The organism is Lacinutrix sp. YIN62, assembly GCF_057219185.1.
This window is the reverse complement of record NZ_JBXVVH010000008.1, coordinates 81,267-96,132: the sequence shown is the minus strand read 5'-3', so window position 1 is coordinate 96,132 and position 14,866 is coordinate 81,267. Positions and strand designations below refer to the sequence as shown.

Genomic DNA, 14,866 nt, shown 5'->3' with positions numbered 1-14,866 from the left:
TTAAATGGCACAAAATAGTTCCTTACATATTACCAATGGATCAAGTCTAACATCTTTCCTTAAAAAGCTAGAAATAAAAGGCGATATAATGACCTGGAATGAAATGTTATGTGAAGGGCCTGCTATAGAGGTTATAGATTCTGATATCTTTTTTGAAACACGAACAGCTTTTTTTAAAAACACTTACAATACCAATTATAAGGCTGGCGGATTTAAAACCGAAATACTTAAACTAAACACACTTGCCGATTATTCTGAAGTTATCCTATGGTTTGAATATGATTTGTTTTGCCACATCAATCTCATGGCTGCAATTAGCCTACTAAAACAAAAAAAAAACAAAACACCTTTATACCTCGTATGTAGCGGTCGAGAGGAAAATGAAAAAACGCTAAAAGGATTATCGGAATTAACAGCAAAACAGCTTAAAAGACATTATAAAAACAAAATAAAATTAACTGTAGACGATGTTGCACTTGCCCAAAAAATATGGCGTATTTATTGTAGTAATGATCACAATCTATTAAACTCTCTTATATTAAGAACGTCAAGTTTTAAATACTTAAGCAACTGTTTAAAAGCGCACTTAAGACGTTTCCCTGATGTAAGGAGTGGATTAAATACATTAGAGTACAATATATTAAAATTAATTAAAGAGCACGCTATAAAATCACGTCATCACCTATTGGGATACACTTTACACTACCAAGGGTATTATGGCTTTGGAGAGATACAATTAGAGCGAATGGTAAATACATTAGTCTTATTTTATAATGAAACAGAAACAACGTTAACCTTAAATAGAAATGGGCATTTGGCTTTAGAGCATCAAAAAAACTTTTTAAACGAATTACGATGTGATTTTTATTTTGGAGGTGTAAATAAAGCCGACTTCCTTTACCATAAAAAAGAAAACCAACTGATTAAAACAAATATAAATGCCGATTAAAAATTCTGAATTAATATTAAACCCAGATGGTAGTGTATACCATTTAAATTTGCGTCCCGAACATATAGCAGGCACTATAATAACTGTTGGAGATCCCGATCGATTAGATAGTGTAACGATGCATTTTGATACTGTCGATTTTAAAATACATAAAAGAGAATTCCATACACAAACTGGAACCTACAAAGGCAAGCGCTTAACCGTAATTTCTACAGGCATAGGCACAGACAATATTGATATTGTCTTGAATGAATTAGACGCATTGGTAAATATCAATTTAGAGACTCGAGAAATAAAAAAAGAACTCACATCGCTTGATATTGTTAGAATAGGAACTTCAGGTTCTATACAAAAAAACATTCCAATCAACTCCTTTTTAATTAGTGAATATGCTTCTGGGTTTGATAGCCTTTTACATTTTTACGATAGCCAACATATTCAATACAAAGCCATTTCTAATGCATTAATGGAACATACGCATTGGTCCTCTGATAAATCAAGTCCTTATGTCGTAAAATGTGATGCTGCTTTATTTTCTAAATTAAGTTCAGATAAAACATTGAAGGGGTTTACAGCTACTAATTCCGGGTTTTATGGCCCTCAAGGTAGAATCTTACGCTTACCTATACTAGACAACACCTTAAATGACAAATTAGCCAGTTTTAATTTTGAAAATAGACCCATCACTAATTTAGAAATGGAAACAGCTGGTATTTATGGATTATCAAATCTATTAGGACACAAAGCACTATCAATGAACGCTATTATAGCCAATAGAGCTACTGGAGAATTTAGTAGTAACCCTAAAGCAATAGTAGATGCCCTAATTATCTATACGTTAAATAAATTGGTAGAATAGACTATAATTATGAAAACAATTAAAATTGGAGGTGTTCCAGAACATTTTAACTTAGCCTGGTATTTAGGTTTAAAAAATGGCGAGTACAAAGCTAAAGACATAAATTTACGTTGGAAAGATTATTTTGGTGGTACAGGAGAAATGTGCAAAGGCTTGCGTAATGGAGACATTGATATGGCTGTTATTTTAACCGAAGGTATTATTAAAGATATCATTGAAGGAAATAAAAGTAAAATTGTACAAACCTTTGTAAAAACACCTTTAATTTGGGGAATACATGTTGATGAAAAATCGGATTATAAAACAATTCCGGAACTAAAAGGACGTAAAGCTGCCATAAGTAGGTATGGCTCCGGCTCGCATTTAATGGCTTATATAAATGCACAAAATAACGCCTGGGATTTAAATAAAGATCTCAATTTTGAGGTTATTAAAAACTTAGAAGGTGCTGTTGATGGTTTAACCCAAGGTAAGGCAGATTATTTTATGTGGGAAAAATTCACAACCAAACCCTTAGTCGATAATGGTACATTTAGACGCATCGGCAACTGCCCTTCCCCTTGGCCTTGCTTTGTTATAGCCGTAAGCGAGGCCTTTTTAAAAACCAATAGAGAAGCTGTTAAAACCATTTTAAATATTGTAAATACAACAACGGCTGACTTTAAAAACATTCCAAGTATTGATAAAATGATTGCCAATCGTTACGAACAAGAACTTAAAGACGTTCAAGAATGGTTACGTTTAACCGAATGGTCTCAAGAACTTATTGATGAGAAAACCATAAACCATGTTCAAAATCAATTGTTAGCTTTGGACATTATTTCTGAAAAATGGAACTATAAAGACTTAACTGAAATATTATAAAAGGCTTCAAGCGTATTACATAAAAAATGTACTACCAATTTATTTCTTTTTGAGCTTTCTCTTTCAAAATAGCATTAACCGCCTCAAAATGCTTGTTACCAAACCAATACCCTCTATTAGCACTTAACGGAGATGGGTGCCCCGAAGTTAAAATATGATGCTTAGAAGCCTCGATTAATTTGGCTTTCTTTTTAGCAAATCCTCCCCATAATAAAAAGATCACATTATCCTTATGATCGCTTATGGTTTTAATAACACAGTCTGTAAATGTCTCCCAGCCTTTTTTTTGATGACTCCCAGCATGGTGTGCACGAACCGTTAATGTTGCATTTAATAAAAGAATACCTTGTGTTGCCCAACGCTCTAAATTTCCGCTTTTAGGGTAAACAACACCTACACTCGCTTCAACTTCTTTAAAAATATTGATTAAAGATGGTGGATGTGAAACGTGTTCATTCACAGAAAAGCACAACCCATTAGCTTGGTCATAATTATGATAAGGATCTTGCCCAATAATAACCACCTTTAAATCATCAAAATGACATTTTTCAAAAGCATTAAAAATAAGTGCTTCAGGTGGAAAACATTTAGCTTGTAAATATTCTTCTTTAACGAAAGTCATTAAATTTTTAAAATAATGCTTATCAAATTCCTCTTGTAAATGTGTTTTCCAGCTCTTATGTAGCTCTATATTCATTATTATTTATTATTAGCTATTATTTTTCAATGTAAAATAATACTATCTTTAATAGTATTAAAATTTAATTTGTTTTTTGTTATTACCATTAATTCTAAATACATTTCAGCAATTGTAGAAATGTAAAAAAAGGAGCCCGCCTTTCGGGAAAAATTATGAAACTATTTAAATTTCCAACTGCTCAAACCATTTTATTAGTTATTGCCGGACTTGTAACACTTCTTACGTGGTTTGTCCCTTCTGGTAAATACGATACATTAGTTTACAATAAAGCGGACAATACATTTACTCAAATTAATGAAAAGACGAGTAAAACACTAGAGGCATCTCAAGCAACTTTAGACGCGCTTACCATTAAGATCCCATTAGAAAAATTTACTAGCGGCGATATATATAAAGCCATAAACATCCCTAATACTTACAAAAAACTAGAGGCCAAACCACAAGGATTTACCGATTTTATAAAATCGCCAATCCAAGGTATTATTGCGGCGTCAGACATTATTTTTTTGGTGCTTATAATTGGCGGGTTAATTGGAATTATAAACAGCACAGGCGCCTTTGATGCGGCCATTGCTTGGTTAGCAAATGTTCTTAAAGGATATGAATTTTTACTTATTATATTGGTAACTGTACTTATTGCAATTGGCGGCACAACCTTTGGTTTAGCAGAAGAAACGATTGCTTTTTATCCCATTTTAATTCCTGTATTCTTGGCTGCTAAATATGATGCCATGGTACCTCTAGCTTCAATTTACCTTGGGACTAGTATAGGAACCATGTGTTCTACAGTAAACCCTTTTAGTACCATAATCGCTAGTAATGCTTCTGGAATAAACTGGACAACAGGTCTAACCGGAAGACTAATTATGCTAGTATTATGCATGACCATTTCTATTATTTACATTATGCGCTATGCGAAACGTGTTAAAAACGATCCTACTAAATCGATTATTTATAATCAAAAAGAACAAATAGAATCGCTTTTTGGAAACTCAACAGCGACAACAATACAGTTTACAACGCGGTTACGCTTGGCTTTATTAATTTTTGCGCTGTGCTTTATTATAATGATTATTGGGGTTTCTTTATTAGATTGGTGGTTTGTTGAAATGACTGCTGTATTTCTAGTAGGAGCTATTTTAATAGGAATTATTACAAAAATAAAGGAATCCACATTTGTAGACATTTTTGTAAAAGGAGCTGGTGATTTATTAGGAGTCGCTTTAATTATTGGGATTGCTAGAGGGGTTTCTGTGATAATGGAAAACGGGTTAATAAGTGATACCATGTTGTATTATGCGAGTGACTTAACCCTTGGCATGCACAAGGGCATCTTTGCTAATATTATGGTTTTTATTTATGGTGGGCTTTCCTTTTTTATTCCCAGTTCTTCAGGAATGGCTGTATTAACAATGCCTATTATGTCTCCTTTAGCAGATACTGTTGGGATTGGGCGAGAAATTATAGTAAATGCCTATCAATATGGAATGGGTTTATTTGCCATAATAAACCCTACAGGTTTAATACTCGCTTCTCTGGCCATTGTAAAGGTTGGCTATGATAAATGGTTAAAATTTGTACTTCCGCTATTACTTATCTTAATAGTATTTACAATGTTAGTAATGACTATTTCTATTTATTTATAACTTAAAAAAACCAACCACTTCATTATTTTACCCATTCATTAAAATCTCCTTTTAAAAATAACATCCTTTTTTTGCAAAGTTATACTTTAAAATAATTTTGGCTGGTCGTCATCTGTATCATCGGTAACGTTACCTGCTTCACTTGTAATATTTACCTCGTCAACCACTTCTATATCTTCTGCATGAACTGCTTCTGGTGCTTCAAAAGGAATAGGCTCCAATAAATTAACTTGATTTAACCTTTCTTTGGTTAATTGATTTCCTAAAGCAGAAATTCCTTTAACAGCAATAAATGCTTCCATATTTATAGTTTCGTTATCTTTCCTCTCTTTCCCTCTTTCTTTAGCAAAAACAATCTCAGCCATAGGTTTCCAATCGGTAGAGACTATTTCTAATTGAGATTTTTCATGACCAGAAATAAACACATCTTCTTTATTTTCATTTTCTACTAAGAAACGTTTTACATAATACCGTTCTTTTTCTCCATCAAAATATATAGCAGAAATTGGTTTTTTAGGAACCCACTTTTCCATTACAATCATATCATTACCAAAGTGCGTCGTTACTTCTGGGATTATGGTTTTTACTATTCCTTTTTGGGTGATTATTAATATGCGATCTTCCCCTCTAAATTCTCCAAGCAACTCACCTCTTCCATCCACATTTAAACGTCGTACTGTTTCATCAAACCATATTTTACGCGGTTTTAGTGTAGACACACCTTTTTCTTTAAGCTCTATTTTTTTAATCGGGTATTTAGTTACCAAGTTTCCTTTTGAAGCTCTTCCTTTTATTAAAACATTAGCAAAATCAATATCCCATTTTAGCTTTTTCACACTACCAACTTGCCTCAAATATAAACTTATAACCTCTGCTTCTCCGTTCGGATTTGCAGAAAAATACCACAGTTTAGAGCTCTTGTTTCCGTTTGTTAAATCATAATGTTTATCTCTAGTTATTGCGGTAACAGCAAATCGTTTTATATAAGACGGCCCTTTGGCTGCATCCCTATAAATCATATTGTAGATAGTACGTTTATCTTTCTTTTTAAAAACGGCCACATGAATAATATGTTTTCCTATAAATGTTTTAGTTCCTACTTTTGTTATCATCATTTTACCATCTCCAGTAAAAGCAATAATATCATCGATGTCACTACAATCACAGACATATTCATCTCTACGTAATGAAGTTCCAATAAAACCTTCTTCTCGATTTACATAAAGCTTTGTATTTCTAATCACAACTTTTGTGGCATCAACATCTCCAAAAGCACTAATTTCCGTTTTACGTGCTCTTCCTTCACCATATTCTTTCTTTAAACGTGTAAAGTAGGCAATAGCATAATCGATAAGATTTGCTAAATGGTGTCTTACTTCTGCAATTTGTTCTTCCAAAGCATCAATTTTCTGTTGTGCTTTATCAATATCAAACTTAGAAATGCGTTTAATTCTAATCTCTGTTAAGCGGGTTATATCGTCTACAGTAACGGCTCGTTTTAAGTGTTTTATATGTGGCGCTAAGCCCTTGTCTATTGCTTGTATAACGCCTTCCCATGTCTCCTCCTCTTCTATATCTCTATAAATTCTATTCTCTATAAATATACGTTCCAAACTAGCAAAGTGCCATTGTTCTTCTAATTCCCCTAGTTTTATTTCTAACTCTTGCTTTAACAACTGAACCGTATTGTCTGTACTACGGCGTAACATCTCGGAAACCCCTATAAACAAAGGTTTATTATCTTCTATAACGCAACCTAAAGGGGAAATTGAAGACTCACAACTTGTAAAGGCATATAAAGCATCTATGGTTTTATCTGGCGACAAACCGGAAGGTAAATGCACTAATATTTCAACCTCTGCGGCTGTATTATCTTCTATTTTTTTTATTTTAATTTTACCTTTATCATTTGCTTTTAGAATAGAATCTATCAACGATGTTGTAGTTGTTGCAAAAGGAATTTCGGTAATAACCAATGTGTTCTTATCGCGTTGTGAAATTTTTGCCCTAACCCTTACTTTCCCACCTCGTAAGCCATCATTATAATTAGAGAAATCGGCTATCCCAGCTGTTGGGAAATCTGGTACTAAAGTAAAGCGTTTTCCTTGTAAATGTTTTACCGAAGCCTCTATAAGCTCTATAAAATTATGAGGTAATATTTTTGTTGACAAGCCTACGGCTATCCCTTCTCCGCCTTGTGCTAGTAATAAAGGAAACATTACTGGCAAATTCACGGGTTCTTTTCGACGCCCATCATAAGAAGCCTGCCATTCTGTGATTTTTGGATTATAAACAACATCTAATCCAAACTTAGAAATACGCGCTTCGATATAACGTGAAGCGGCAGCCCTATCTCCCGTTAAAATATTCCCCCAGTTTCCTTGGGTATCTATTAATAAATCTTTCTGACCTATTTGTACCATAGCATCTGCAATACTGGCATCTCCATGTGGGTGATATTGCATCGTATGACCAACAATGTTTGCGACCTTATTGTAACGCCCATCATCTAAATCTTTCATAGAATGCATAATACGGCGTTGCACAGGTTTAAAACCATCTTCAATCGCTGGTACTGCACGCTCTAAAATAACGTACGATGCATAATCTAAAAACCACTCCTTGTACATTCCAGTAATTCTGGTAATGGTTTCTTGTGGTTCTTGTGGTTCTAAGTTCTCGTTTGTTAAATTTTCTAAATCGTCGTTTTCTTCTGCCATATCGCTTTTATCATTCCCTTAAGGATAGGAAATCTATTCTTTATTTTTATGAAAGCTTATAATAATGTAGGTTATATAAAAGTAACCTAAATCATTTTAATTATTTATTGTCTTCAATTAAATCCATTTCAACCTTCAAGTTTTCTATAATAAACTCTTGCCTTGATGGTGTGTTTTTCCCCATATAGAATGCTAATAAGTCCTCTATAGACATTTGCTCATCTAGCATTACGGGATCCAACCGAATATCATCACCAATAAAGTACTTGAATTCATCTGGAGAAATTTCACCTAAACCTTTAAATCGTGTAATTTCTGGTTTTGGCTTTAACTTTTCTATTGCATGTATTCGTTCTTCTTCAGAATAGCAATAAATAGTTTCTTTCTTATTTCGAACTCTAAATAGCGGGGTTTGTAAAATATACAAATGCCCTTCTTTTATAACCTCAGGAAAAAATTGTAGAAAAAAGGTTATTAGTAATAATCGAATGTGCATCCCATCAACATCGGCATCGGTAGCAATCACGACATTATTATAACGTAAATCTTCTAAAGATTCTTCAATATTTAATGCCGCTTGTAATAAATTAAATTCTTCATTTTCGTAAACAATTTTTTTAGTCAGCCCATAACAATTAAGCGGCTTTCCTTTTAAACTAAATACGGCTTGTGTATTCACATCGCGAGATTTAGTTATACTACCTGATGCAGAATCTCCCTCTGTAATAAACAATGTAGATTCTAGGTTTCTAGGGTTTTTAGCATCTCCAAAATGTACACGACAATCTCTTAGCTTCTTATTATGCAGGCTTGCTTTTTTTGCTCTGTCTTTCGCTAGTTTACGTATCCCTGATAATTCTTTACGCTCGCGCTCTGCTTGTAATATTTTACGCTGAATTTTCTCTGCTGTATCTGCATTTTTATGCAAATAATTATCGAGATGTGTTTTTAAGAAATCGTTAATGTAGGTTCTTACAGTAGGGAGATCGCCTCCCATATCTGTAGATCCTAATTTTGTTTTTGTCTGACTTTCAAAAACAGGTTCCATCACTTTTATCGCAATGGCAGAAACTACAGATTTTCTAATATCTGATGCTTCATAATTCTTTCCATAAAACTCACGAATAGTCTTTACCAATGCTTCGCGAAAAGCAGCAAGGTGTGTTCCTCCTTGTGTTGTATTTTGACCATTTACAAAACTATTATATTCTTCGCTATATTGCGTTCTACTGTGTGTTATAGCAACTTCTATATCGCTTCCCCTTAAATGAATAATCGGATATAACAAGTCTGTTTCCACTATTTTCTCAGACAGTAAATCTTTTAATCCATTTTCACTATAAAATTTTTCTCCGTTAAAAATAATAGTCAGCCCTGGATTAAGGTAGACATAATTTTTAAGCATTTTAACAACATATTCACTTCTAAATTTATAATTTTTAAAAATGATTTCATCTGGAATAAAGGACACTTTTGTTCCCTTTCTCCGTGTTGTTTCTTCTAAAAACTCTTGATCAATAAGGTTTCCTTGCTCAAAATCTGCTGATGCACTTTTTCCTTCACGAGACGATTCTACTCTAAAATAAGAGGATAATGCATTTACGGCTTTAGTACCAACCCCATTTAATCCTACTGATTTTTTAAAGGCTTTGGAATCGTATTTTCCTCCGGTATTCATTTTAGAGACCACATCGACTACTTTCCCTAAAGGAATACCACGCCCATAATCCCTAACAATGACTTTACTTCCTTGTACTGAAATCTCTATCGTTTTTCCAGCCCCCATAACAAACTCATCAATAGAGTTATCGAGTACTTCTTTTAAAAGAATATAAATTCCATCATCTGGAGAAGACCCATCTCCCAATTTCCCAATATACATTCCTGGTCGCATACGAATATGTTCTTTCCAGTCTAGTGAGCGTATGTTATCTTCGGTATATTTGGTTTGTTCAGCCATAGAATTCAAATAAGATTTCGTGATTGGATGCTAATATAATATAACCTCTTATAAAATGAAATAGCACGCCCATAAAGTAATTAACAATAAAAGGTTAGCATTACATAAAACACTATTAAGCAACTTCTTAAACGCAGGTTTTATCTAACATTATTTGACACTCATTTTCCCACTTGCCCTTTGAATAGCGTCCATAAAAAGGAATAAAAATACGCTTAATTCTTTTATTATAATGGTTTCTAATTTGATATGAGCCTGTTATGATTTGTTATTAAAGAAAAAGAAAATAACTACCTAAAACGATTTAATTAAATAGCCTGAAAAAAGGCTTTATAAATGTATTCACCAATTTAGGATTACGAGACCTACAAATATTGTTACTACTTTATTTTTTATTTAATAGTGTTAGCTCCTACTTAAAACAGTTAATCTACAAGCTGTTTTAAATCTACAACCAAACCGCTCGTGTTATGAGGTTTGCATTTTCTCCCCATAGTTTGAAAACACAAAAACTACTTGCTCTGCAAATGGCTTTCCGTATTACTTTTCTTTGCCGTCGCTAGCAAATGCTTTCGATTTTTATTTCTTGCCATATCCTTACTCTTTCCACCATAAGCAAATGCTAGCGGTAGCTGTGACGTAAACTAGCTCCATCAGAGGTTTTAAATATCTCTCTTGACACTTTAGTATTTGGTCAACAAAATATCGAAGATGGTATTGATGATACAGAATTAGCCACTTTATTTAAAAAAACATAATCCCTTACCGACAAAGAAAAAGAAACTATTAAAAACCTTATTTCCGCTTTTATCTTTCAAAAAGATATACAAAAACAGCTTACATAAAAAAAGCCTCTACATCTCTGTAAAAGCTTTATATTCTTTATTTATTAATTACTCTTTACGGCACGGATTACAAATCCGTACTATCGGGTAATTTTATTTCTGGGTTGGCTTACTCGTAACGCTACTAAGCTAAGCTTAGCAGTAGCGACACGTAGTTACCGAGCGGGGAAGGAACATTAATCCTATCATCATCGAAAGAAATTGTTTTAATATTTAGCTCACCTAAATAATCTTTCTCACTAACTGTTATTTCTTCTATTACCCATATTCCAGATATCTTTTCTTGTAGTGTTTGACCACAACCTGTTAATAGTAAAAATAAAAATAATTTACTCACCGTCATCTGAAACCTTAACGTTTTCTTCTCTTTCATCTTTTATTTCAAATTTTGGTTTAGGCATTATTACTTTCCCAATTTCTTTCATTGATATGTTTTTATATTCCTCAATTCCTTTCTCTGTATATTCCCAATATATTTGATAGCCTAAATTGTTTATTTCCCAGCCTTCATCACCATTTCCACCAAATAAAATTATTGAGTTACACGCTTAGTTTCTGTTTGATGTTTTTATGAAATATAGGTTTTGCTATCACCATTCTTTCTATGGTTTTATGGAAAATACTTTTCTTGAATTGAGATCTGTTTATTCTAAAACAAAATTCATCAAAATAAGCTTGAATATGCCATTTACTTACATGAGTTGGTATAGCTCTTAACCAAGATTTAACTTGCATAATCACAATATGTAATTGTTTAAAATTAACTCCATTATTGCTATATATTTGTTCAATGCCATAAATCTCTTTTAAAGGCTCGTATCCTCTCCATTTATCTGTTACTATTTTAGCAGATGTGCTGATATGTTCTTCGAATATTGGTGTCAATGATTTTGAAGAATAGTCTTTGATTGACTTGATATAAACTCTCTTTACTTTATTGTTATCTGTTAATTCTACTGCTATCACTGCCTTTTTCTTTTTCGTATCATAACTTCTTCCTTGTTTTCCTTCTTCTTTTCCTCCAACAGTAAATTCATCTACATGAATTAATTTTTCTAAAGGATATTTTTTACTACTCTTCATAGCTTTACGTACTTTTTGCATAAAATACCAGGCGGTTCCTTGACGAATACTGAAGCGTTTTCCCATTTGAATACTTGATATGCTTTTACTACTTGTACTCATTTCAAAAACAACACAAAAGGCTTTTTGTAAACCAAATTTCACCTTATAAAAAAGGGGGTTTGCTGTGGCACTTTCTACATGATGACAGCCATAACAATGATAGTTATAGCCTGATTTCTCACAACCTCTAGTACCTCCGCATTTAATACAGGTAAAACCATCTTGCCATTTTATTTTTGCTAAATAAGCTTTACAAGATTCATCATTTGGTAGTTCTTTTATAAAGTTTAGTATATCTTGTCCTTCAAATTGTTCCATATCCCTTATATTAATGGTAATAAGATACGGAAATTAAATGACTAACTCAATAAAATTATATTGGCTAAATGAGAGATATCTTTAGCGTTTTTAAATTTATCAGGTAAATCACCATTTTTAATTGCAGAATCAATTGCGCCAAGAACATTCGTAAATAATATTGACCCGTGACTAGCGATATCATCACTATCATTCGCTTGATCAAAAACAGTATATGTATTATAAACCTCTGCTAATGCTGCCACTGCTAAGAACCCTTTAGCTGAGTTTCTCATTTTCGTAGGGTAGCCGTTTTCATAATTCAAAACTCTTTTATTTCTCTTTTTTGAACGATTACTTTCTTCTCCTCTTACATTCGTTCCTGTAATAATTCTTATCGCAAAATCATTATATGTTAAAATAGCTTTAGAGGCCGTTTTTTTACTTCCGAAATCAAATATTGCGTCTATTTGAGACTTTTTAGCGTCATTAATATCAACTTGGAATCCTACTCCTAACTCAGTATTATATCCAAAAACTTCTTGCCCCCAAGGATTATAAGAATTTTTACCTTTTAAATTGAAAAGATTAATTCTATCCCTATTAGGCCTTGACAGATTTTCAACCTTTATATAGGTTCTACCAAATCTAGATTCTACCATAGCTTCATCTTTAGATAAGTACTCTAATCCTTCTAATTCAATTCCATCAATAACTCTATTCTCTGCAAAAGCATAAGGCGAGTTATGCGGGTATTGAGGTGCAAGCGGGTCTAGACTTAAAAACCTTCCTACTCTAGGGTCGTGCATTCTAAACATAAAATCTATACTATTCCCTTCACCCTTAATCTCATCATCTTTTTCTTGTCCTTGGAACCCATAACGGTAGCTATCACTTGAACCATGCCTATTAGGCAGCAATTGGCCAAAAGGATAGTAATCAGTAAACTAAGAAGGACTATCATTTTCTTTGGTTACTACAGCCCTAACATTCCCTAAATGATCTGTTAACGGGTAATTGGTCGCTCCATTTTTAGAATACACCCCTAAATCGCTAGTTCTTCTCATTTCACTAAACTACAAAACGATACGTTATAATAGCATTCTTTTGTTTGTTTTTTTATTTATACACAAATACTAATTACCAAACATAATCTAGAAATAACAATACGTGGTCAAAGAATACAACTAGTTTACTATTCCTTAATATAAAAAAAAGCCAATGTTTTTTTAATGACATTGGCTTTAACTTTTATGAAATCTATGTTTATTCAGACCAATATTCAAGTTCTATTACTATAAAATTATCAGCACCCACCAGATCATCTTGTAGCGTTACTATTTTACTCGACGCTCCATCAAAATACCCATCATAAGCTCCAAATCTATAAGTTCCTGGCTCCAAATTAAATTCACTAATCGCTTGACTGTATTGGTCTGGATAAGTAATCTCCCCTGTTGCTTCATTTACCGCGTAATAGCCCGGCAATGTTTCTACAGTAACGGGCAATCCACTTTGCCAATCTACCAATTCTATTCTAACATTATAGAGCTTAAAAGTATTTTGTAAAGCTTCTGTTTTTTCTTGAATTGTTTGAACGAAAAAAATAATGGCATTTAAATGTCTTTTTATTTTATTTGTAAAAAGTAAGGCATCATCGGTACGCCCCTCTGCAACAGCTGTTTTTAAGGAAAGACTACGCGTTAATACCAAAGCAACTTTAGCTTCTATTTCCCTTGTCAAATCCTGCAACGCTTCTCCATCTATTTCAGAATTCATTTCTGCTGCTTGTCCTATTTCATAATAAATGTCATCATTATACGCTTCTATCATTTCCATTTTATCATTCATATTAGAAATGTATCCCTCCATATTAGGGTTAGGATTATCATTAACCCAATAATCAATAATAAACGTACGCAACACAGACTTCCCTTCCAAGGCGGTCGTTTCCAGTTCCGTTGCATATTCATAAATATCATCTAATGTACTATTAACTTGTTGTGAGTAATTTACAGAGCTAAACAACAAAGCTAAGGTTAATAATAAGTAATTAATTGTTTTCATAATAACGTGTTTTAAAATTAAGGTAAAGTTCTTTTTTTATAATATTCTATTGGTTATACTCTTATTATTTCTATGTTAAATAACTATTATACTTTCTTTTCTACCATTTGCTTTAACAATAGATTTCTTTTTATTAATAATCGTCTCATATAGCGCTTTAATACTAGCATATTAATTACCTTTCCTATAATTCCAAAAGGGGATTCAAAGTCAAAACGATCTATCATTAAAGTTCTTTTTGCGTTGCTTTTATCACAAAAGGATGTTTTAAAAATATGTTCGTGTTTAAAAGACAGGAAAGCGCCCGACACCATTTCGTCTACAAAATAATTAGGGTATTCAAATGCTGTTATCTGTGATGTTAATTTTTGCCTAACTCCAAAGTGAGTTGCCTCCCAAGTTACCCATTCATTAAAACCAATTAGCCCAGAGGTTTTTCCTGCAATCGCTTTTTCATTAGAATTTGCCATAGATTCCTTATGAAAATCTATGTTTCTAGACCAATCAAAACAGGTTTCAATATTGGCGTTTATTATCGTTTTAATTTCGATTAAAGGCATAATTATTTTAAATTTAAAGATAACTATTTAACCTTTAATTTAACATAAACCACTCTGAATTTATGGTTAATAATTACTACATCCTTTTACGTGAAATAGTTACATAATGATACCGTGCATAAAACATATTATTTCCTTCAAGTTTTTACAATATTCTTTTTTTGTATTTACAGATCGAGATAAGAATACTCCATCAAAAAGCACTAACAATGCCATTCATACTATAGAAAAACATTCTAGTCCCTAGAAATTCATTGTTAACAAACGTTGCTTC

Annotated in this window: 11 protein-coding genes and 1 pseudogene; 4 read left to right on the top strand and 8 right to left on the bottom strand. The window is 32.7% G+C overall.

Annotated features, from left to right (window positions below; translation table 11 throughout):
• Positions 1-4 precede the first annotated feature (4 nt).
• The 3 genes from AC2D8I_RS07110 to AC2D8I_RS07100 are packed head-to-tail and all read left to right on the top strand — an operon-like array spanning position 5 to position 2,672.
• Entirely contained in the window at positions 5-949 is a 945-nt protein-coding gene (locus AC2D8I_RS07110) for a DUF1835 domain-containing protein (RefSeq protein WP_484705301.1), read from the top strand.
• Positions 939-1,808: a nucleoside phosphorylase gene (locus tag AC2D8I_RS07105; protein ID WP_484705300.1), complete on the top strand. Its 870-nt coding sequence runs from the start codon at positions 939-941 to the stop codon at positions 1,806-1,808. The genes AC2D8I_RS07110 and AC2D8I_RS07105 overlap by 11 nt, the downstream gene beginning before the upstream one ends.
• Positions 1,809-1,817: 9 nt before the next feature.
• The gene (locus AC2D8I_RS07100) at positions 1,818-2,672 is read left to right on the top strand and encodes a substrate-binding domain-containing protein (protein ID WP_484705299.1); all 855 of its coding nucleotides are present in this window, start codon (positions 1,818-1,820) and stop codon (positions 2,670-2,672) included.
• A 31-nt stretch (positions 2,673-2,703) separates the two neighbouring features.
• Here AC2D8I_RS07100 and ung read toward each other — a convergent pair whose 3' ends face one another.
• Positions 2,704-3,369 carry a uracil-DNA glycosylase gene (gene ung, locus AC2D8I_RS07095; RefSeq protein WP_484705298.1) on the bottom strand — a complete coding sequence of 222 codons (666 nt, stop codon included), beginning with the start codon at positions 3,367-3,369 and terminating at the stop codon, positions 2,704-2,706.
• A 155-nt stretch (positions 3,370-3,524) separates the two neighbouring features.
• On the opposite strand from ung, the gene AC2D8I_RS07090 reads away from it, so the two are divergent.
• Positions 3,525-5,018 carry a YfcC family protein gene (locus AC2D8I_RS07090; protein WP_484705297.1) on the top strand — a complete coding sequence of 498 codons (1,494 nt, stop codon included), beginning with the start codon at positions 3,525-3,527 and terminating at the stop codon, positions 5,016-5,018.
• Positions 5,019-5,104: 86 nt separating this feature from the next.
• Here AC2D8I_RS07090 and AC2D8I_RS07085 read toward each other — a convergent pair whose 3' ends face one another.
• From AC2D8I_RS07085 to AC2D8I_RS07055, 7 genes and pseudogenes are all read right to left on the bottom strand, one after another.
• Positions 5,105-7,738, bottom strand: coding sequence for a DNA gyrase/topoisomerase IV subunit A (locus AC2D8I_RS07085; protein WP_484705296.1), 2,634 nt, complete (start codon positions 7,736-7,738; stop codon positions 5,105-5,107).
• Positions 7,739-7,838: 100 nt separating this feature from the next.
• Positions 7,839-9,698 carry a DNA topoisomerase IV subunit B gene (locus AC2D8I_RS07080; protein ID WP_484705295.1) on the bottom strand — a complete coding sequence of 620 codons (1,860 nt, stop codon included), beginning with the start codon at positions 9,696-9,698 and terminating at the stop codon, positions 7,839-7,841.
• Between the two features lie 969 nt (positions 9,699-10,667).
• Positions 10,668-10,886 carry a hypothetical protein gene (locus AC2D8I_RS07075; protein WP_484705294.1) on the bottom strand — a complete coding sequence of 73 codons (219 nt, stop codon included), beginning with the start codon at positions 10,884-10,886 and terminating at the stop codon, positions 10,668-10,670.
• Between the two features lie 197 nt (positions 10,887-11,083).
• The gene (locus tag AC2D8I_RS07070) at positions 11,084-11,986 is read right to left on the bottom strand and encodes an IS1595 family transposase (protein WP_484705293.1); all 903 of its coding nucleotides are present in this window, start codon (positions 11,984-11,986) and stop codon (positions 11,084-11,086) included.
• 41 nt (positions 11,987-12,027) lie between these two features.
• Positions 12,028-12,891: pseudogene (locus AC2D8I_RS07065) on the bottom strand (RHS repeat domain-containing protein); the annotation flags it as partial.
• A 340-nt stretch (positions 12,892-13,231) separates the two neighbouring features.
• Entirely contained in the window at positions 13,232-14,032 is an 801-nt protein-coding gene (locus AC2D8I_RS07060) for a hypothetical protein (protein ID WP_484705292.1), read from the bottom strand.
• 86 nt (positions 14,033-14,118) lie between these two features.
• Positions 14,119-14,592 (bottom strand): SRPBCC family protein, encoded by a 474-nt coding sequence (locus tag AC2D8I_RS07055; protein WP_484705291.1) that lies wholly within the window; start codon positions 14,590-14,592, stop codon positions 14,119-14,121.
• Positions 14,593-14,866: the final 274 nt, after the last annotated feature.